At 75.0% G+C, this 20852-nt stretch carries 15 protein-coding genes and 1 tRNA gene; 13 read left to right on the forward strand and 3 right to left on the reverse strand.

Annotated elements, in window-relative coordinates:
• The first annotated feature begins 83 nt into the window (after positions 1-83).
• The 10 genes from ACVWNX_RS22155 to ACVWNX_RS22200 all read left to right on the forward strand — a co-directional run bounded on the left by ACVWNX_RS22155 (position 84) and on the right by ACVWNX_RS22200 (position 14000).
• Positions 84-653 (forward strand): YqgE/AlgH family protein, encoded by a 570-nt coding sequence (locus ACVWNX_RS22155; RefSeq protein WP_454409311.1) that lies wholly within the window; start codon positions 84-86, stop codon positions 651-653.
• Between the two features lie 81 nt (positions 654-734).
• Positions 735-1034 carry a DUF3039 domain-containing protein gene (locus tag ACVWNX_RS22160; protein ID WP_454409313.1) on the forward strand — a complete coding sequence of 100 codons (300 nt, stop codon included), beginning with the start codon at positions 735-737 and terminating at the stop codon, positions 1032-1034.
• A 470-nt stretch (positions 1035-1504) separates the two neighbouring features.
• Positions 1505-2842, forward strand: a complete 1338-nt coding sequence (locus tag ACVWNX_RS22165) for an extracellular solute-binding protein (protein WP_454414881.1) — start codon at positions 1505-1507, stop codon at positions 2840-2842.
• Positions 2843-2859: 17 nt separating this feature from the next.
• Positions 2860-3834, forward strand: a complete 975-nt coding sequence (locus ACVWNX_RS22170; RefSeq protein ID WP_454409315.1) for a carbohydrate ABC transporter permease — start codon at positions 2860-2862, stop codon at positions 3832-3834.
• Positions 3835-4061: 227 nt separating this feature from the next.
• Positions 4062-4904 (forward strand): carbohydrate ABC transporter permease, encoded by an 843-nt coding sequence (locus ACVWNX_RS22175; RefSeq protein ID WP_454414882.1) that lies wholly within the window; start codon positions 4062-4064, stop codon positions 4902-4904.
• 256 nt (positions 4905-5160) lie between these two features.
• The gene (locus tag ACVWNX_RS22180; protein WP_454409316.1) at positions 5161-6861 is read left to right on the forward strand and encodes a beta-N-acetylhexosaminidase; all 1701 of its coding nucleotides are present in this window, start codon (positions 5161-5163) and stop codon (positions 6859-6861) included.
• A 470-nt stretch (positions 6862-7331) separates the two neighbouring features.
• Complete coding sequence (locus tag ACVWNX_RS22185) at positions 7332-8225, forward strand: FAD binding domain-containing protein (RefSeq protein WP_454409317.1); 894 nt, start codon at positions 7332-7334, stop codon at positions 8223-8225.
• Positions 8222-10177: a (2Fe-2S)-binding protein gene (locus ACVWNX_RS22190; protein ID WP_454409318.1), complete on the forward strand. Its 1956-nt coding sequence runs from the start codon at positions 8222-8224 to the stop codon at positions 10175-10177. Before ACVWNX_RS22185 ends, ACVWNX_RS22190 begins: the two co-directional genes overlap by 4 nt.
• Positions 10174-12492, forward strand: coding sequence for a xanthine dehydrogenase family protein molybdopterin-binding subunit (locus ACVWNX_RS22195; RefSeq protein WP_454409320.1), 2319 nt, complete (start codon positions 10174-10176; stop codon positions 12490-12492). Before ACVWNX_RS22190 ends, ACVWNX_RS22195 begins: the two co-directional genes overlap by 4 nt.
• Positions 12493-12653: 161 nt before the next feature.
• Positions 12654-14000 carry an SUKH-4 family immunity protein gene (locus ACVWNX_RS22200; protein WP_454409322.1) on the forward strand — a complete coding sequence of 449 codons (1347 nt, stop codon included), beginning with the start codon at positions 12654-12656 and terminating at the stop codon, positions 13998-14000.
• Positions 14001-14393: 393 nt separating this feature from the next.
• On the opposite strand, the gene ACVWNX_RS22205 is transcribed toward ACVWNX_RS22200, so the two are convergent.
• Both ACVWNX_RS22205 and ACVWNX_RS22210 read right to left on the reverse strand, forming a co-directional pair.
• The gene (locus tag ACVWNX_RS22205) at positions 14394-14960 is read right to left on the reverse strand and encodes a nucleoside/nucleotide kinase family protein (RefSeq protein WP_454409323.1); all 567 of its coding nucleotides are present in this window, start codon (positions 14958-14960) and stop codon (positions 14394-14396) included.
• Positions 14961-15197: 237 nt separating this feature from the next.
• Positions 15198-15272: transfer RNA gene (locus ACVWNX_RS22210), tRNA-Cys, on the reverse strand.
• A gap of 169 nt (positions 15273-15441) precedes the next feature.
• Between ACVWNX_RS22210 and ACVWNX_RS22215 the strand changes: the two genes are divergently transcribed.
• Both ACVWNX_RS22215 and ACVWNX_RS22220 read left to right on the forward strand, forming a co-directional pair.
• On the forward strand, positions 15442-15972 hold the full coding sequence (locus ACVWNX_RS22215; RefSeq protein ID WP_454409324.1) for a HEAT repeat domain-containing protein: 531 nt from the start codon (positions 15442-15444) through the stop codon (positions 15970-15972).
• A 326-nt stretch (positions 15973-16298) separates the two neighbouring features.
• Positions 16299-17498 (forward strand): alpha/beta hydrolase family protein, encoded by a 1200-nt coding sequence (locus tag ACVWNX_RS22220; protein WP_454409326.1) that lies wholly within the window; start codon positions 16299-16301, stop codon positions 17496-17498.
• Between the two features lie 166 nt (positions 17499-17664).
• On the opposite strand, the gene ACVWNX_RS22225 is transcribed toward ACVWNX_RS22220, so the two are convergent.
• Entirely contained in the window at positions 17665-18624 is a 960-nt protein-coding gene (locus ACVWNX_RS22225; RefSeq protein ID WP_454409328.1) for an N-acetyltransferase, read from the reverse strand.
• Between the two features lie 395 nt (positions 18625-19019).
• On the opposite strand from ACVWNX_RS22225, the gene ACVWNX_RS22230 reads away from it, so the two are divergent.
• On the forward strand, positions 19020-20750 hold the full coding sequence (locus ACVWNX_RS22230) for an MFS transporter (RefSeq protein WP_454409329.1): 1731 nt from the start codon (positions 19020-19022) through the stop codon (positions 20748-20750).
• Positions 20751-20852 lie beyond the last annotated feature (102 nt).

Consider the following 20852-nt stretch of genomic DNA (forward strand, 5'->3'; position numbering starts at 1 on the left):
GGCCCGCCCGCCGCCGGGGCGGGTCCCGGCCGGGTACGGGAGTCGGCCCCCGCCCGGGAGCGGGATGCGGGATCATGTCGTGCATGACCGAGGTGTCCTCGCTCACAGGGCGGCTCCTCGTGGCAACGCCCGCCCTGGCCGACCCCAACTTCGACCGCGCGGTGGTGCTGCTCCTCGACCACGACGAGGAGGGCTCCCTCGGCGTGGTCCTCAACCGGCCCACGCCCGTGGACGTCGGCGACGTCCTCGCGGACTGGGGGGCGCTCGCGGGCGAACCCGGCGTCGTCTTCCAGGGCGGGCCCGTCTCGCTGGACTCCGCGCTCGCCCTCGCGGTCGTCCCCGGCGGCTCGGGGGAGACGGCCCCGCTGGGCTGGCGCCCGGTGCACGGCGCGATCGGCCTGGTCGACCTGGAGACCCCGCCGGAGCTGCTGGCCGCCGCGCTGGGTTCGCTGCGGATCTTCGCGGGGTACGCGGGCTGGGGGCCGGGCCAGCTGGAGGCCGAACTCCGCGAGGGCGCCTGGTACCTGGTGGAGTCGGAGCCCGGGGACGTGTCCTCGCCCACCCCCGAACGGCTGTGGCGCGCGGTGCTGCGGCGCCAGCGCGGCGAGCTGGCGATGATCGCGACCTACCCGGACGACCCCTCGCTCAACTGAGCCGCGGGGTCCCGTCCGGGCCGGTCCGCGCCCGGATCCCGTGGGACCGGAAAGCCCCGGGTTTCAGTACCCTTGGCAGCTATGAGCACTCTTGAGCCCGAGCCCGAGCGCGGGACTGGTACGGGGACCCTCGTCGAGCCGACGCCGCAGACTTCGCACGGTGACGGCGATCACGAGCGCTACGCCCACTACGTCCAGAAGGACAAGATCATGGCGAGCGCGCTCGACGGCACCCCCGTCGTCGCGCTCTGCGGCAAGGTCTGGGTGCCGGGCCGCGACCCCAAGAAGTACCCGGTGTGCCCCATGTGCAAGGAGATCTACGAGTCCATGGGCGCCGGCGGCAACGACAAGAACGGCAAGGACGGCAAGGGCAAGAAGTAGTCCGCCCGGTCCGACCCGTTCCCGTCACCGGCCCCGCGCGAGGCCGTGACGGTCCGCCGCTCCCTCGCGCGACCGCGTCCCCGGAGGGCGGGGCCGTCCTCACCGACGGCCCCGCCCTCCGGCGTGTGCGCGGGTCCGGATGACGCCGCAGTGATCCGTCCCCCGCCAGGCCGCGCCCCCGCGCCCCGCCCCCGCGCCGGGAGGTCCGCCCCCGGCTCCGGGTCGGGCGCTCCGCACCCCCCGACACCCTCGCGCCGGGGAGACCTGTCCCCAATGGTCCAGACCTGTCGGCCGGAAAATGCCGCAAATCACCCCACTCCGTTGCGTCCCTTGCTTCCGCCGGTCACGGACTGGTTGAGACCGTCCGTCGAACCCTTGATGAACCCCGGGAACCGCCCTAGCCTCCGTTGTGTTGTGCACCGCGAAACACTCGTTGCACATATTGCAACGTGAACTCGGAGGACCGCTCGATGAAGCTCCCGCAGAAGTTCGTGAACCGGGCGACGCCCGCCCAGCGCCGACGGTCCGCCGCCCTCGCCGCCCTGACCGTCGCCGCCCTCACCGCCACGGCCTGCGCCCCGCAGTCCTCGGGCGGCGGCTCCGGCAAGGACGAGAAGACCGGCACGCTGCGGGTCTGGCTCTTCCAGGAGGTCAACAACGGGCCCAAGGAGAAGGTCGTCAACGACGCGGTCGCCGCGTTCAAGAAGGCCAACGACGGTGCCGACGTCAAGATCGAGTACATCCCCGTCGAGACCCGCGCCGAGAAGATCAAGGCCGCGTTCAACGACCCGAAGAGCGCCCCGGACGTCATCGAGTACGGCAACACCGACACCGCCGGTTACGTGAAGGACGGCGGCCTCGCCGACATCACCAAGGAGTTCGGCGCCTGGGACGACGGCAAGGACACCGCCCCCGCCGCCCGCGAGTCGGTCACCGTCGACGGCAAGGTGTACGGCGCCCCCTACTTCGTCGGCGTCCGCGCCCTGTACTACCGCACGGACGTCCTCAAGGAGCTGAAGCTCGACGTCCCCAAGACGCAGGCCGAGCTGATCAGCACCGCCAAGAAGATCCGCAAGGCCAAGCCGGAGCTGTACGGCCTCGCGGTCGGCGGCGCCTACACCTACGGCGCCATGCCGTTCCTGTGGTCCAACGGCGGCGAGATCGCCACCAAGAGCGGCGACAAGTACACCTCCGCCCTCAACAGCGCCGAGGCCCAGAAGGGCATCAAGGCGTACACCTCCCTCTTCGGCGACGACAACTGTCCGGCCGCCAAGTGCGCGGGCATGGGCGGCAACGACACCGTCACCGCCTTCGCGTCCGGGAAGGCCGGCATGGCGATCGGCGGCGACTTCAGCCACGCGGCCGTCGAGGCGGGCAAGGTCAAGGGCAAGTACGCGGTCGTCCCGCTGCCCGGCGTCAAGGAGGGCGAGATCGCCCCGGCCTTCGCGGGCGGGAACAACCTCGGCGTCCTCAAGAGCACCGAGCGCCGCAGCCTGGCCGTGGACCTCGTCAAGGAACTGGCGGGCAAGAAGACCCAGGCGAGCCTGTTCGACGCGATGGGCTTCCTGCCGACCTTCACCGACGTCCGCCAGGACGCGGCCTCCAAGAAGCCGTTCATCAAGCCCTTCATCGACACCCTCGCCGCGGGCGCCAAGTTCGTCCCCGCCTCGCCCGCCTGGGGGCAGATCGACGCCTCCCTGGTGCTGCCGACGATGTTCCAGGAGGTCGTCAGCGGCCGCAAGGACGTCGACGCGGCCTCCAAGGACGCGGCGAAGAAGATGGACGACGCCTTCACCTCCGTAGGCTGAACCGAGAGTCCTGACCCATGACGCACGACACCACCGTGGACGAGCCCTCCGTGGCGGCCCGCGGGCGCGGGCGCCGACCTGACCGGTCCGGCGCCCGCGGGTCGGCCCTGCGCCCCGGCCGCTCCGGCTGGACCCCGTGGCTGTACCTCGCGCCCGCCCTGGTCATCCTGGCCGCGCTGCTCGCCTACCCCATCTACCAGCTCGGGCTGATATCCCTGCTGGAGTACACCCAGTCGCAGGTCAGCGGTGGCGAACCGGCCACCTTCAAGGGCCTGGACAACTACGTCACCCTGTTCCGCGACGAACAGTTCTGGCAGGTGCTCCTCGCCACCGTGCTGTTCGCCACGGCCTGCGTGGTGTCCACCCTCGCCGTCGGCTGCGCGCTGGCCGTGCTGCTCACCCGGATCCGGGCGGTGCCCCGGTTCGTCCTGATGATGGCGGCGCTCGGTGCCTGGGCGACCCCCGCGGTCACCGGCTCCACGGTGTGGATGTTCCTCTTCGACCCCGACTTCGGTCCGGTCAACAAGCTCTTCGGACTCGGCGACTTCTCCTGGACCTACGGACGGTTCAGCGCCTTCGCGCTGGTGCTGTTCGAGGTCGTCTGGTGCTCGTTCCCGTTCGTGATGGTCACCGTCTACGCGGGCATCCGCGCGGTGCCCACCGAGGTGCTGGAGGCGGCCTCCCTGGACGGCGCCTCACAGTGGCGGATCTGGCGGTCGGTGCTCGCGCCGATGCTGCGCCCGATCCTGGTGATCGTCACCATCCAGTCCATCATCTGGGACTTCAAGGTCTTCACCCAGATCTACGTGATGACCAACGGCGGCGGCATCGCCGGCCAGAACATGGTCCTCAACGTGTACGCGTACCAAAAGGCGTTCGCGTCCTCCCAGTACAGCCTCGGCTCCGCCATCGGCGTGGTCATGCTGCTGATCCTGCTGGTGGTCACGCTCGTCTATCTGCGGCTGCTGCGGCGCCAGGGGGAGGAACTGTGAGCGGCACCGCCGTGGGTGGCGGAGGCCACCCGGACGCCCCGCGCGAGGACGCCCCCGCGCCCACCGCCGCGGACCGCGCGGCCGGTTCCCCGGCCGCCGGGACCACGGCGAAGGCCGTGGCCGCCGGGACCACCGTGAAGGACGCGGCCACCGCGACCGTCACGAAGGACGCGGCCCCGGCCGCCGTGGTCACCGGCAAGGACGCGGCGGCCGGGCGACCGCGCCGGCTGCCCGGTGCCGGGCTGATCCGCCGCCCCTGGCGGCTGGCCGCCGAGCTGACGGCGCTGGTCGTCGCCGTGGTGGTCGCGTTCCCCCTGTACTGGATGGTCCTGTCGGCGTTCAAGCCCGCCGGGGAGATCGAGTCGACGGAGCCCCGGCCCTGGACGCTCAACCCCTCGCTGGACTCCTTCCAGCGGCTCTTCGGGCAGCAGGAGTTCGGCCGCTACTTCCTCAACAGCCTGATCGTGGCGGTCACCGTCGTCCTGGTCTCCGCCGTGATCGCGTTCCTCGCGGCGACCGCCGTGACGCGCTTCCGCTTCAAGTTCCGCACCACCCTGCTGATCATGTTCCTGGTCGCGCAGATGGTGCCGGTCGAGGGCCTGGCGATCCCGCTGTTCTTCCTGATGCGGGACCTCAACCAGCTCAACACCCTGGGCGCGCTGATCCTGCCGCACATCGCCTTCTCGCTGCCCTTCGCGATCTGGATGCTGCGGGGCTTCGTCAAGGCCGTCCCGGAGGCCCTGGAGGAGGCCGCCGCCCTCGACGGGGCGAGCCGCAGCCGGTTCCTCTGGCAGATCCTCTTCCCGCTGGTCTTCCCGGGCCTGGTGGCGACGAGCGTCTTCTCGTTCATCTCCGCCTGGAACGACTTCCTCTTCGCCAAGTCCTTCATCATCAGCGACACCTCGCAGTCCACCCTGCCCATGGCGCTGCTCGTCTTCTTCAAGCCGGACGAGAACGACTGGGGCGGCATCATGGCGGCGTCTACAGTGATGACGATTCCGGTCCTGGTCTTCTTCGTCCTGGTCCAGCGCCGACTGGTGTCCGGACTGGGGGGAGCCGTCAAGGACTGACACCTGTCCACACCGCCCCGCGCCGGGGCGGACGGAACCGTTCCACGCGCCCCCGGCGAGCCCCCGCGGCCCGCCGGGCCGTGGAGCGTCCGGGACCGTGACGGCCCTCGCGAGGGCCAAACGCCCCGTGACGGGCGGCCGGACCACGGACGGCGGCCGACCGGCGGCCGACGACCGGCGGCCACGATTGACAACCAACGACAGACGACAGACGAACACGAGCGGACCCACCACCGACTCGGGAACGGGTGACGTGATGACGGACGACCAGGCGACCGACGGGACCCCCAAGGACGCCCCCACGGCGGACGGGGCCCTGATCCCCGCCCCGCTGCGGCGGGAGCGCGCCGAGGGGGAGCCCCTCGCGCTGCACACCGGGACCCTGCTGGAGACCGGGCCGGGCACGGAGACCACCGCCCGCTGGCTGCGCACCCACCTGGGCCCGGCGACCGGGCTCCCGCTGGGCGAGGCGTACCCGGGCGCGGAGGGCGGCGGTGACGGCCGGATCGACCGCGTGGTCCTGGCCCTCGACCCCGCGCTGCCGGAGGAGGGCTACCGGCTGACCGTCGCCGCGCCCGTCACCCGGATCGAGGGCGGCGGCCCGGCCGGGGTGTTCTGGGGCGCCCAGACCCTGCGCCAGCTCCTCGGCGCCGACGCCCACCGCCGCGCCCCGCTCGACCCGGAGCGCGTCTGGACGCTGCCCCCGGTCACCGTCGAGGACGCGCCCCGGTTCGGCTGGCGGGGCATGATGCTGGACGTGTCGCGCCACTTCACGCCCAAGGAGGGCGTGCTGCGCTACCTGGACCTGATGGCCGCGCACAAGCTGAACGTCTTCCACTTCCACCTCACCGACGACCAGGGCTGGCGCGTCGAGATCAAGCGCTACCCCAAGCTCACCGAGGCGGGCGCCTGGCGCTCGCGCACCAAGTGGGGCCACCGCGCCTCCCCGCTCTGGGACGACAAGCCGCACGGCGGCTTCTACACCCAGGACGACATCCGCGAGATCGTCGCCTACGCCGCCGCCCGGCACATCCGGGTGATCCCCGAGATCGATATCCCGGGCCACTCGCAGGCCGCCATCACGGCCTACCCGGAGCTGGGCAACACCGACGTCGTCGACACCGCCGCCCTCACCGTGTGGGACAACTGGGGCGTCAGCCCCAACGTCCTCGCCCCCACCGAGCACACCCTCCGCTTCTTCGAGGGCGTCCTGGAGGAGGTGCTCGACCTCTTCCCGGCCGAGACCGCGCCCTTCCTCCACATCGGCGGCGACGAGTGCCCCAAGGACCAGTGGCGCGAGTCCCCGGCCGCCCAGGCCCGGATGAAGGAACTGGGGCTGAAGGACGAGGACGAGCTGCAGTCCTGGTTCATCCGCCACTTCGACACCTGGGTCGCCGCCCGGGGACGCCGTCTCATCGGCTGGGACGAGATCCTCGAAGGCGGTCTGGCGCCCGGCGCGGCGGTCTCCTCCTGGCGCGGCTACGGCGGCGGCATCACCGCCGCCCGCGCCGGACACGACGTCGTCATGTGCCCGGAGCAGCAGGTCTACCTGGACCACCGCCAGCACGGGGCCCCCGAGGAGCCGGTGCCGATCGGTTTCGTCCGCACCCTGGAGGACGTCTACCGCTTCGAGCCGGTGCCGCCGGAGCTGACCCCCGAGGAGGCCCGGCACGTCCTCGGCACCCAGGCCAACGTGTGGACCGAGGTGATGGAGAGCGCCTCCCGGATCGACTACCAGGTCTTCCCCCGGCTGGCCGCGTTCGCCGAGGTCGCCTGGAGCGAGCTGCCCGCCTCCGCCGACCGGGACTTCGCCGGTTTCGAGGCCCGGATGACGGAGCACTACCGGCGGCTGGACGCGCTCGGCGTCCAGTACCGGCCGCCCGGCGGTCCGCTGCCGTGGCAGCGCCGGCCCGGTCTGATCGGCCGTCCGATCGAGGGCCCGCCGCCGAACGTGTGAGTTTCCCGCCCGGGGCGGTCACCTCAGGGTGACCGCCCCGCGGTGTTTCGGGGGCGTGTCCGGGGCGTGTCCGGAGCGCGACGGGAGGCGCCGCCCGTACGGGCCGCCGCCGTCGCGCCGCCGCCCCCGGACCGGTGGCCGTCCGGTGCCGGACCGCGCCCGGAACGGCCTCCGGCCCGCCTCCGACCGGCCCCGGCGCGGTCGTTCCGGGCGGACGGCGTCCTTCCGCCGCGCTCCACCAGGCTCCACCGCGACGGCGGAGGTCTCCCGCCAAAAGAGTGGCAACGCGAGCATGTCGCCAACAAGCCCAGAAACTGGACCATTCCCCCGGAGTTCGGAGGAAAACCTCCTAGCGGACCCCCGCGTCGGGCTCCGGTGAAGATGTGCCAGAGTTGCCACGTCCGGTCGGTGAGCACGTACCGTACGGCCCACAGGACGACCGGGCGGGACAGCGGGAAGGGACAGCCGGTTTGACCACGCACGCACCGCGGGCGGCGCGCTCCGTGACGCTGCCGGGCACACTCGACGAAGCGGTCGCGGTACTCGCCGGGACGCCCGCCGCCGTACCCGTCGCGGGCGGCACGGACCTGATGGCCGCGGTCAACTCCGGCCAGCTGCGCCCCGCCGCGCTCGTCGGCCTCGGCCGCATCAGCGAGATCCGTGGCTGGCAGTACCAGGACGGGCACGCCCTCCTCGGCGCCGGACTCACCCACGCCCGCATGGGCCGCCCCGACTTCGCCGCGCTGATCCCCGCCCTGGCCGCCGCCGCGCGCGCCGCCGGACCGCCCCAGATCCGCAACGCGGGCACCCTCGGCGGCAACATCGCCACCGGCGCCCCGACCGGCGACGCGCTGCCCGTGCTCGCCGCCCTCGAAGCCACCGTGGTCGCCGCCGGACCCGGCGGCGCCCGCCGGGAGATCCCCGTCTCGCACCTCCTCGCGGGCATGGACGGGCTCGGCGGCGGCGAACTCATCGGCTACGTACGGGTCCCGCTGCTGCACGCCCCGCAGGTCTTCCTCAAGGCCACCGGCCGCACCGGCCCCGGCCGCGCCACCGCCTCCGTCGCCCTGGTCCTGGACCCGGCCCGGCGCGGGGTGCGCTGCGCGGTGGGCGCCGTCGCGCCGATGCCGCTGCGCCCCCTCGACGCCGAGCGCTGGGTGGCCTCCCTGATCGACTGGGACGGCAGCCGCACCCTGGCCCCCGAGGCCCTCGAAGCGTTCGGCGAGTACGTGGCCGCGGCCTGCGTCCCCGACGCGGCGCCCGACGCGGACGGCGTCTCGCCGCCGCTGCCGCCCGCCGTACTCCACCTGCGGCGCACCGTCGCGGTGCTGGCCCGACGAGCACTGGGGAGGGCACTGTCGTGACCGAAGGACAGCGCGGCGCGGGCGGCTGGGAGCCGATCCCGCGCGGCGACCACGACCCCGAGGCGGGCGCCGACGCCACCGCCTTCGTCCAGCTCCCCGAGGGCTTCCTCGACCTGCCGGGCGGCTCCCCGCTGGCCGCGCCCGGCCACGGGTACGTCCCGCCGCCGATCGCCACCGCCCCGGAGGCCGGGCCCCGCGCCGCCGACTGGGTCCCGCACGGCTCCGCCGAGTGGCCCGCCGCACCGGGCCACGACACCGGGTACGACACCGGCCGCTTCCCCGTCCAGGGCGAGGACACCGGCCACTTCCCCGCACCCGGCGACGACCCCGCGCACGACCACGGGACGCCGTCCGGGCACGACCCCGCGCCGGGCCACCCCGCGTCCGGCACCGGCGGCTACGACCCCGGACAGACCGCCCACTGGTCGTTCCCGGACGAGGTGCGCGCCCCGCAGCCCACCCAGGGCGCCACCGGACAGTGGTCCATCCCGCTGGCCGAGAGCGATCTGCCGGACGAGTCCGGCGAGTTCACCACCTCCACGCTGGCCTCCCAGTGGGGCGCCCCGCCCGCCACCCTGCCCGGCGGCGCCCCCGCGCCCTGGGCCACCGGCCCGGACCCCGCCTGGCCCCAGCCGGACCCGGCCCCGGAGTACGGCACCCCGGCGCACGGCACGGAGCCCGCCCCCGGGAACCACGGGTCCCCCGACGGCGTCACCGGCGCCCCCGGCCACGGCCCGGACGCGGCGCCCCAGGCCGCCGGTCATCCGGACCCCGCGCCCTCCGTCCCCGACGCCTACCCGGCGCCCGACGGCCCGTTCCCCGTCCAGGGCGGCGAGGAGGCCCCCCGGGAGGCGTTCGACGCCCCGGAGGCCCACCACCCCGCCGAACCGGCCACGGGCCCGGGAACGCCTCCCCAGAGCCCCGTGGACCACGCGGACTCCGTGGCCCCCGACGCCACGGCCGGACCGGCCGACGACGCCCCGGAGACGGCCCCGGAGCCGGAGCCCGCACCGGACCCGTCGGAAGCCGTCGCCTCCGACCTGGCCGAAGACGCGGACGGCGACGCCCAGCACCCCGGCGACATCCAGCACCCTGGTGACGCCCAGCACCCCGGCGACGCCGACCCGCACGGCCACGATCACGACCACGATCACGACGGCGGGTCCGGGGCCGGTGCCCCGGAGCCCGTGTCCGGGGAGGGCGACGGCACCGACCCGGAGCCGACGCCCCCCGGAGCCGACGCCCCCCCGGCGGACCCGCTGCCCGTCATCCACCACGACGAACACCCCGTGATCTCCTACGCCCTGCGCGTCAACGGCGTGGAGCGGCCCGTCACCGAGGCGTGGATCGGCGAATCGCTGCTCTACGTGCTGCGGGAACGGCTCGGCCTCGCGGGCGCCAAGGACGGCTGCTCCCAGGGCGAGTGCGGGGCCTGCAACGTCCAGGTCGACGGGCGTCTCGTCGCCTCCTGCCTGGTGCCCGCCGCCACCACCGCGGGCAGCGAGATCCGCACCGTGGAGGGCCTCGCCGCCGACGGCCACCCCTCCGACGTCCAACGGGCCCTGGCCCGCTGCGGCGCCGTGCAGTGCGGTTTCTGCGTGCCCGGCATGGCGATGACCGTGCACGACCTGCTGGAGGGCAACCCCGACCCCTCCGACCGGGAGGCCCGCCAGGCGCTCTGCGGCAACCTCTGCCGCTGCTCCGGCTACCGGGGCGTCCTGGAGGCCGTCCGCGAGGTCGTCGCCGAACGCGAGGCCCGCGCCGCCGAACCGGAACCCGGATCCGCCGCGCCCCCCGGGGAGCCCGGCGACGGGTTCCCCGGCGCCCCGTCCGTCCCCGGCGCCGCCGGGGAACCCCGCATCCCGCACCAGGCGGGCCCCGGCGCGGGCGGCGTCAACCCCGCGGCCCACGAGCCCTACGGGCCGTACGGCCAGGACGGAGCCCCGGCGTGAGCAACGAAGCGGCGTCCATGGTCACCACCTCCGCCAGTCCCGCGCCCGCCCCCGACGGCCCGCCGCACGGCATCGGTTCCTCCCTGCCGTCGCCCCACGCGCGCGCCAAGACCGAGGGCACCTTCCCCTACGCGGCCGACCTGTGGGCCGAGGGACTGCTGTGGGCGGCGGTGCTGCGCTCCCCGCACCCGCACGCCCGCATCGTCTCGATCGACACGTCCCACGCGCGCGTGATGCCCGGCGTCCGCGCCGTCGTCACCCACCAGGACGTCCCCGGCCGGACCGTCCACGGACGCCGCGTCCAGGACCGTCCCGTGTTCGCCTCCGAGATCGTGCGCCACCACGGCGAGCCCATCGCCGCCGTCGCCGCCGACCACCCCGACACCGCGCGGATGGCCGCCGCCGCCGTCCTCGTCGAGTACGAGATCCTCGACCCCGTCACCGACCCCGAGCAGGCGTTCTCCGCCGAACCCCTGCACCCCGACGGCAACCTCATCCGCCACATCCCGCTGAGCCACGGCGACCCCGGGGCGACCGGCGCCGTCGTCGTCGAGGGCGTCTACCGGGTCGGCCGCCAGGACCCCGCCCCCATCGGCGCCGAGGCCGGACTGGCCGTGCCGCGCCCCGACGGCGGCGTCGAACTGTACGTGGCCTCCACCGACCCGCACGGGGACCGCGACCTCGCCGCCGCCTGCTACGGACTCGACCCCGAACGCGTCAAGGTCGTCGTCACCGGAGTGCCCGGCGCCACCGCCGACCGCGACGACCCCGGCTTCCAGCTCCCCCTCGGACTGCTCGCCCTGAAGACGGGCTGCCCGGTCAAGCTGACCGCCACCCGCGAGGAGTCCTTCCTCGGCCACGCCCACCGCCACCCCACCCTGCTGCGCTACCGCCACCACGCCGACGAGGAGGGCCGCCTGGTCAAGGTCGAGGCACAGGTGCTCCTCGACGCGGGCGCCTACGCCGACACCTCCGCCGAGGCGCTGGCCGCCGCCGTCTCCTTCGCGTGCGGCCCCTACGTGGTGCCCAACGCGTTCGTCGAGGGCTGGGCGGTGCGCACCAACAACCCGCCCTCCGGGCACGTGCGCGGCGAGGGCGCCCTCCAGGTGTGCGCCGCCTACGAGGCCCAGATGGACAAGCTGGCCCGCAAGCTCGGCGCCGACCCGGCCGAGGTACGGATGCGCAACGTCCTCGCCACCGGGGACGTCCTGCCCACCGGGCAGACCGTCACCTGCCCGGCCCCCGTCGCCGAACTCCTCACCGCCGTCCGCGAGGCCCCGCTGCCGCCGCTGCCCATGGACACCCCCGAGGACGAGTGGCTGCTGCCCGGCGGCCCGGAGGGCGCCGGGGACCCCTCCGCGGTCCGCCGGGGCGTCGGCTACGGCCTCGGCATGGTCCACATGCTCGGCGCCGAGGGCACCGACGAGGTCTCCACCGCCACCGTCAAGGTCCAGGACGGCGCCGCCACCGTCATCTGCGCCGCCGTCGAGACCGGCCAGGGCTTCAGCACCCTCGCCCGGCAGATCGTCCAGGAGGTCCTGGGCGTCGACGAGGTGCACATCGCCCCCGTCGACACCGACCAGCCGCCCGCCGGAGCGGCCTGCCGGGGACGGCACACCTGGGTCTCCGGCGGCGCCGTGGAACGGGCCGCCAAGATGGTCCGCACCCAGCTCCTCCAGCCGCTGGCCCACAAGTTCGGGATGTCCACCGAACTCCTCCAGATCGCCGACGGGAAGATCACCTCCTATGACGGGGTGCTGTCCACCACCGTCACCGAGGCCCTCGACGGCAAGGAGCTGTGGGCCACCGCCCAGTGCCGCCCGCACCCCACCGAACCCCTCGACGAGCACGGCCAGGGCGACGCCTTCGTGGGCCTCGCGTTCTGCGCGATCCGCGCCGTCGTCGACGTGGACGTCGAACTCGGCTCCATCCGGGTCGTGGAACTCGCGGTCGCCCAGGACGTGGGCCGCGTCCTCAACCCGGCGCAGCTCAGGGCCCGCATCGAGGCCGGGGTCACCCAGGGCCTCGGCGCCGCCCTCACCGAGAACCTGCGCACCCCCCGGGGCCTGGTCCGCCACCCCGACCTCACCGGGTACGTCCTGCCCACCGCCCTCGACGCCCCGGACATCCGGATCGTCAGCCTGATCGAGGAACGGGACGTCGTCGCCCCGTTCGGCGCGAAGGCCGTCAGCGCGGTGCCGGTGGTCACCAGCCCCGCCGCCATCGCCTCCGCCGTCCGCGCGGCGACCGGCCGCCCGGTGGCCCGGCTACCGATCCGCCCCCAGGCCGCGGTGGTCACCAGCCCGACGGGCTGACGGACCCTCACCGTCCGCTGGGACGGGGGGCCGCCGTCCCCGCCACCGTCCTCGTCGGGGGTGGCTGTCAGTGGTGGCGCGTACCGTCGAAGGCGATGGGTCACGGCCGGGCGACCGCCGCCGTGGGCCCGGCCGTTCGTCGACACGCCACGGGGGGTTCCATGGCCACGACCGAGACGCTCAGGTTCACCGGGACGGAGCTGCCGCCCTCCCTCACCCACCGGGCCACCCGGCGCCACCTCCTCCGGGACGGACTGCCCCGGGGGCGGGGGCACTTGTTCACCTTCGGCCCGCCGCGCGCCGTCCCCGCGTGGCCCGGGCCGCCACCCGACGCGACGGCCGGGGCCGTCCCGGCGGCCGGGGGAGCCCCGGCGGAAGCGGGGCACCCGCGCGGGGAACGGGTGGCGCCGTGGCACCCGGCGGGGGAGGAGGGGCGTCCGCCGGGAGCCGGGGACGCACCGCTCGTCGTCATCGGTGAACTCCGCGAGCACGGACCGGGGTTCCTCGTCGTCCTGGACGGTGCCACCGGCGTTCCGTACCTGGCTCCGCGCCCCGTCCGCCCTGATCCGTTCCGTTCGGGGACCGTCCGGTACGGCGTCCGGGACCCGGCCCCCGCCGAGCCGCTCGCCCCCGACCTCCCCACCCTGCTCCGCTTCGAACGGGCGGTGCGCGAGGCGGCGGAGCCCCCGGACCCGTACGGGACGCCCGGCGGCCGGGAGGGCGCCCGCTACGGACCGTCCGCCGCGGCCGAGAGCCGGGACGGCCTCCTCGCCCTGTTCCGCGAGGGCCTGGACGGCGCCCCGGTCCCGGTGTTCTGGCGGATCGCGGCCCTGATACGCCCGCTGGCCCGGGTCCCCGCGCCCGGTCTGCACCTCCGGCTGGACCTGCCGGGACGGCTGCTGGCCGACGAGTTCGGCGCCGGGGCGGTCGCCCGCTGCGAGGACGCGGACCTGCCCGCCGCGCTCACCCACGAGCCCACCCGCCGCTTCCTCGGGGACATCGGACTCCCCGAGCGGGAGGGCCCCTACGTCTCGGCCCGGCAGCCGCTGCGCACCCTCGCCGACCACCACGGCCGGGTCCATCCGGTCACCGGCGACCCGGACGGCCTGCCCCCGGGCGCGGCCCGTCTCGTCCCGATCGGCCACCTCACGCCGGACACGGACGTGGTGGTGGACGGTCCGACCGGCGAGGTCCTCTCCTGGCACTGGCACGACCCCGGACCGCTGCCCCTCAGCGCGGACGTCTCGACCCTGGCGTTCACCACCTGGCTGTGCCACCGGGCCCGGTACCTGGACGAGGCGGAGGACCGCCGTCTCACCACGCCCGCCCGGAGCCTGCTCTCCGACGCGGTCCGCGCCGTCCTGAAGGCCACCGACCCGGTGTCCGCCCGTTCCCCGGTCACCGTCTGGACGGATCCGTCCCGGCGCCGGACGCCGTACCGGACGGGCCGGGGCGCGGCCCTCCACCGGTCGTCCGGGCCCCGGACCCCGGTCGGGGCATGGGGGTAGCCGGGCCGGACGCCCACTGCCGCCGGGGGCGCTCCGCCCGGCACGGAGCCGGGCCGGACGCCGTCGTCCGCCCCGCTCCACTCCGCCGCGTGCCGTCGCCGGACACGTACCGCCGTCGGGCCGCGCTCCGGGGCCGGGCCGGGCCGGACCCGCCGGCGCCGGGGCGCGGTCCACTGATGCCGGGCCGTGGGTCTCGGCGGGCCGGACGGTGGGTCTCGGCGGGCCGGGCGGCGGTGCGGGGCCGCGTACCTGGTCCGGTGCCGGTCATGGGTGCCACCGGGCCGGTGCCGGCCGTGGGCGCCGGGGCTGGGCGTCTGGCTGGCCACCGACCACGGGCGTTCCGCCACCGGCCCCGCGCGGGGGAGCGTGCCGGGGGCCGTCACGGCGGGGCCGTCACGGCCGGGGCGGCCGGTCCCGGGTTCCGGACCAGCCGGTGGCGGCCACGACCTCCCTCGCGATGTCGGCGACGGTCCTCCCGTCCGTCGCCACCCGTACCGTGTCCGGATCGGAACCCCCTTCCAGGAGACGTGCCTTGCGGGCGCTGTTCGCGAGTTCCCGTTCCAGCTCCGAGCCGATCTCCCGGCGCGTCAGCCGTTCGTGGACGGTGGCGTCGGAGGCGGTGAGGAGGACCCGGACGATCCGCGTCCCCGGGCCCAGGGCCCGCCGGAACATGCCGGTGGACCCGGGCAGCACGCTGACGGTGTTGGTGTACACCAGCCGGTGGTAGCCGCGCCGGGCGAAGTTGGCCCACACGGCGGTCAGATTGGCCTCGGCGAGTTCCGAACGGCGCGGGTCGCCCTCCGGGGCCGGGTGCGCCTGCGCCATGAAGTCCCCGTCGACGACGACGTGGGCGACGGCCGCGCTGCGCAACAGCGCCGACACCTCCCACCCCACGGTCGTCTTGCCGACCCCGGCCCGTCCTCCGATGAGCAGCGCCTCGGCGCGGTCACTGTGGTCCATGGCGGCAGCGTGCCAGCGCGTCCGGGCGCCGGGCGATCGGTTTTCGACCCGGTCCGACGGGCGGCGCGCGACGCCCGTCCCCGTCCGGCCGACCGGGACGGGACCGGGAACGGGCGGCACCCGCACGGGAACGCGATGCCGGTGGCTACGGGTGGGAACGCGAAGCGGGTACGGGAACGGCGACGGCACGGACCCGGGTAGGTGGGTCCGTGCCGTCGTGCCGCCCGCTCGGGCGGATGGAGGCCGTGGCGGGAATCGAACCCACGTAACTCGCTTTGCAGGCGAGTCCCTAAACCACTCGGGCACACGGCCGTGTGCTGTTGACTCCCTCACCGTACGAGGCGGGGCGGGCCCCGCTCAAGATGTGATCGCGTCACGCCACGGGACCGCAATGCCCCGTTCACAAAGGCCCCTTGGACACCACGGGAACGAGGGGTGTCCGCCCCCGCCCCGGTGACCGTGGGTGTGAGACGGTCCGTCGGTGACCGGGACGACGCGTGGTGTGCCGAGGCGGGCCCTGACCGGGGCCGCGTCCCCTTCGTGGGCGCTGAGGGCCCGTGCCGGACGGGCCCTCGCCCCCTTCGCCGGGGTGCCCACGGCGGACGGGGCGCTGGCGGGGCTGCTGCTGGACGCCGGTGACACGGCGGTGATCCGCCGCACGGCGGAGGCGCTGGCCCGGGTGGGGACGGCGGCCGCCGTCGGACTCCTGGCCCGGGCGGTCGCCGGGGCCGACGACGAGGACGCCGAATGGCTGCGGACCGGGATCCACGACGCGTTCGCCGGAGGGGACGGTGCGCCGGACCCCGCCCCGGACTCCGGCCCGGACCACCCCGCCCGGGACTCCGGCCCGGACCACCCCGCCCGGGACTCCGGCCCGGAGCCCGTCCCGTCCGCCGTCCCCTGCCCCGCCCGGTACCTCGCGGCGGTCCGCGAGCGGCTCACGGACCCCGAGGACGCCGTGCGCCGGGGCGCGGGGGAGCTGCTGGAGTGGCTGGAAGACGACGGTGGTTGAGGGGAGAGGGGAGAGGGGAGGGGCAGGCGGCCCAACTCCCGACGGGGAGACGGGGAGACGGGGAGACGGGGGAGACGGAGGAGTGGGGCCGCGTGGTCGTCTGAGGCCGGTCGGAGGGGCCCGTGGGGAGGGAGAGGGGCGCCGGAAGGCCGTCGGTAGCGGGTCGGAAGACGTAGGGGGCGAACACCTTTGGCCACAGGGACGTTTCGGGGTGGGGGCGATACTTCAGGGTGACCGTCCATCGGGCTGGGGTGGGAGTCGTCTCGGGGTCGATCCGCTACCGCAGGGTGATGGCGGGCTCCGGCCGCCGCCCCTACCGTGGCCCCATGATCCGAATGAGCCGGGCGGCCACCGCCGCCGCCCTCGCGATGTCCCTCGCCGCGCCCCTGGGCCTGGCGGGCACGGCCGTCGCCCAGGAGTCGTCGAAGCCCCGCGCGGCGGCCCCCGCGGCCCCCGCCAGCGCTCTTCAACTCCCCAAGCCCACCGGTAAGTACGGGGTGGGGAGCACGGTCCTGCACCTCGTCGACCGTGCGCGCACCGACCCCTGGGTGCCCACCGCCGACGGGCGGGAGCTGATGGTCACGATGCACTATCCGGCGTCCCGCAAGGCCAAGGGCGCCCCCGCGCGGTACTCCACGCTGAAGGAAGCCCGGCTGATGCTGAAGGGCTTCGGGATGTCGGACGGCACCGACGACACCCCGGCGAAGCAGATGAGCCGGATGCGGACCCACAGCAAGGTCGACGTCCCGGTGGCGAAGGGGAAGCACCCGCTGGTCGTGCTGTCGCCGGGCTTCGGCGCCTCCCGCTTCACCCAGACCAACCTCGCGGAGGACCTGGCGAGCCGGGGCTACGTGGTGGCCTCCGTGGACCACGCCTATGAGTCGTACGGCGTCTCCATGCCCGACGGGCGCACCCTGACCTGCGCCTCCTGCACGGCCGTCGACGAGAACGGCGTCCCGATCGCCCTGGTCACCCAGACCCGGGCGAAGGACGTGTCCTTCCTCCTCGACCGCCTCACGGCCGCCAAGCCGGTCTGGAAGCAGGCCAAGTCGATCGACAAGAAGCGGATCGGCATGGCGGGCCACTCCATAGGCGGCGCGGCGGCCGCCTCCGCGATGGTGGGCGACAAGCGGGTCCGCGCGGGGCTCAACATGGACGGCGCCTTCTGGGAGGACCTGCCCGCCCGGGGGCTGAACGGCAGGCCGTTCGTGATGCTCGGCGCCGACGACGAGTACCACCGGCCCGGCGGCCTCGACCGCAGCTGGGACGAGACCTGGCCGAAGCTGGGCGGCTGGAAGCGCTGGATCACCGTCGTCGGTGCCAACCACGGCAGCTTCTCGGACACCCCGGTCCTCTCCGAGCACTACGGGCTGCCCGACCGCGAGCCCTTCGGCGCCGACCGGATGCTCAAGATCACCCGTACCTATGTGGCCGCCTACTTCGACCGGCACCTGCGCGGCGCCGACCGTCCCGTCCTCGACGGGCCCAGCCCCCGCAACCCGGAGGTGAAGTTCTACAACCCCTGACGCCATCGCCCCGAGCTCAGCCGCCCCCCGCACCCCGGCGCCGACCGCGCCGGGGTGCGGGGGGCGTGCGGGAACGGTCCGGGGCGCGCCGTAGTGATCCGGGGCGTGCCGGAGCGATCCGAGGCGGGGCCCCGCGTCGCGCGGGGCCCCGTCCGCTTTCCGCAGATCAGGACGGGCGGTGCTCCCAGCCCCGTGCCGTCCGGGTCAGCTCGTGGAAGCCCCCGGCCGCGAGCAGCGCCAGGTCCTCCGTCTCGTCCGGCGCGGCGTAGGCGAGGACCCGGTCGATCCCGCAGAGGGTCAGCCAGGCGCGGGCCCGGCCGAGGAGCCAGGGGAAGAGGTCCGGGTGCGCGTCGTCCGGCAGGGCGAAGTCGGCGAGGTCGGCGGTGCCGCCGGGCCGGGCGTGCCGTTCGGGCCGGTCGAGCGAGGTGTCCAGTTCCACGTACGCCACGTCCGTCCCGTCGATCCGGGCGGTCAGCCGGGTGCCGAGCGGTCCGAGGACCCGGTGCGAGGTGAGTCCGGGGAGCGGCGCGGGCCGGTCGGGGTCCGGCAGACCGGCGACGGTGGCCAGCAGCAGGACCTCGGTGTCCCCGGTGTGGACGAAGCCCGCGCGCTCCAGCGTCGCGCGGACGTGCGGCCAGGGCGCGGGCACCCCGTAGACCCCGGGGGAGGGCAGCTGCCCGTCGGCGTACCGGGCCCGGACCCGCCAGCGGGCGAGCTGGGCGAGGCACGCGGACATCAGGGTGTCGGCCACCGGGTCGCCGTGCGGCCCGGCGGCGGCCCCCTCGGCACCGGACTCCTCGCCGCCGGACCGGTCGGAGGGGGCGTCAGGGTCAGCGGGGAGGTGGATGAACCACTGGAGGTGGCCGGTGCCCCGGTAGTCCTCGCCGACCTCCCGGTCGTCGCGGTAGCGCAGCAGGTGCGCGGCGCCGACGACGCGGTGCCGGTGTTCGGCGACGAGGGTCACCCGCTCGGCGACCCAGGGGTCGAGCACGAACTCGCCGGGCTGGCGTTCGAGGCTGCTGAGGACGGTGTTGACCGAGACCCCGGCTCCGGGGACGACGGCGGCGACATGGGCGTTGACCAGATCGGTGAGCTGATCGCGGTCCTCGCGGTGGAAGGTACGCACAACGGGATGAACGGGCACGACGATGCCTCCGTGAAGGAACGAACGGGGAGGCCGCCATGAGGTGCGGTACATCAGCACTGTAACAGCGCGCACGGTCCGGACGTCCCCTGAGCACCTGCCACGGCTCGGACCCGCGGCCCGCGTCATGGTCCGGAAGCCCTCGGAGCCCTGGGGTGTGGTCCGGACGCCGAGCCGGGGCTGTGGCTCGGGACGCCGGGTCCGTGCCACGGCCCGGACGGCCGGGGTCGGGGGTGCCCGACCCGGGGCGAGGGACGTCCGGGGCGGAGGCGTCCGGGCGGAGGGACGTCCCGGCGGGGTCGTACGACCAAGGACCGAGGCGATCCCTGTCCCCCGGCAATGGCCACCACCCCGGTTCACCTCTTACGTTGGCTGTCATGAGTCCCTTCGACCCCAGTGATCACACGACAGCGCCCGACGGCTCCGGCACCGATGTGGTGAGCCCCCGGTCCGGGACCGCCGCCCCGTCCGGGACGGCCGCCGTGCCGGGAACGGCCACCGTCCCGGACGGGAGCGCCGGTCCTGGGGTCGGCCCCGGCGTCGGTCCCGGGGCCGGGAAGGGGGACGCGGTCCGGGACGGGGACGGGGTGCTCGGGCGGTCGTACCGGGCGTTGAGCGTCGGCATCGTCTCGGTGGTGCTGCTGATCGCCTTCGAGGCGACGGCGGTGGGCACGGCCATGCCGGTGGCGGCCCGGGAACTGGACGGCGTCTCGCTCTACGCGTTCGCCTTCTCCGGCTACTTCACCACCAGCCTGTTCGGCATGGTGCTGTCCGGCCAGTGGGCGGACCGGCGGGGCCCGCTCGGCCCGCTGACCTCCGGGATCCTCGCCTTCGGGGCGGGGCTGGCGCTCTCGGGGACGGCCCAGTCGATGTGGCCGTTCATCCTCGGCCGGGCCGTGCAGGGGTTCGGCGGCGGACTGGTGATCGTCGCCCTGTACGTGGTGGTGAGCCGGGCGTATCCGGAACGGCTCCGTCCGGCGATCATGGCGGCGTTCGCGGCGAGCTGGGTGATCCCCTCCGTGGTGGGGCCGCTGGCGGCCGGGACGGTCACCGAGCAGCTGGGCTGGCGCTGGGTGTTCCTGGGCATCCCGGTACTGGTCCTGATACCGCTGGCGCTCGCGCTGCCGCGGATACGCGAGCGGGCGTCGGGCCCGCCGCCCGCCGACGACCGGGACGGCGACCGGTCCGCCGAGGTCCGGTCCGACGAGGTCCGGGGTGAGGACGGCCAGGTCGAGGACAGGCAGGTCGGCGACAGTCAGGTCGGGGACGGCCGGGGCGAGGGCGGTCGGGGTTCCGGGGCCGGGGAGCCCAAGGGGCGGCGGATCCGGCTGGCGTTCATGATCTCGGCCGGGGCCGGTCTGCTCCAGTACGCGGCCCAGGACCTGCGCTGGCTCTCGCTGCTCCCGGCCGCGCTCGGCTTCGCCCTGCTCGTCCCGGCGGTGCTGGGCCTGCTGCCGCGCGGCACGTACCGGGCCGCGCGGGGACTGCCCTCGGTGGTGCTGCTGCGCGGGGTGGCGGCGGGGTCGTTCATCGCGGCGGAGTCCTTCGTCCCGCTGATGCTGGTGACCCAGCGCGGACTGTCGCCGACCATGGCGGGGCTGTCCCTGGCGGTGGGCGGGGCGACCTGGGCGCTCGGCAGCTTCGTGCAGTCGCGGGGCCGGTCGGCCTCCCACCGCCAGCGGCTGATGGCCTTCGGGATGGTGCTGGTGGCGGCGGCCATCGCGACCGCGCCGACGGTGCTGGTCCCGGCGGTGCCGGTGTGGATCATCGCGGTCGCCTGGGCGTTCGGGTGCTTCGGGATGGGACTGGTGATCTCGTCCACCAGCGTGCTGCTGCTGGAGCTGTCGGCGCCCCGGGAGACCGGGAGCAACTCGGCGGCGCTCCAGATCTCGGACGGGCTGTCGAACGTGATGCTGCTCGCGCTGGGCGGGGCGGCGTTCGCCGCGCTGGGCGGCGGCGCGGTGGGCGCCGGGCACGGGGCGTCCGCCGCGGCGGGCCAGGGCGCGGCGCAGACCGGGGCCTTCGTGGTGGTGTTCGTACCGATGGCGGTGGTGGCCCTGGTGGGGGTGTGGGTGGCCACCCGGGTACGGCCCGTGGAACCCCGCTGACGCTTCCGGACCGGCTCTCCCGTCGCTTTCCGGACGACCGGCCGTCCGGAGCCGGACGGGGTCGCGCGCGGGCCCCGCGCGAGGCTGGGCGCGGGGCCGCGC

The organism is Streptomyces sp. JNUCC 64 (assembly GCF_054484115.1).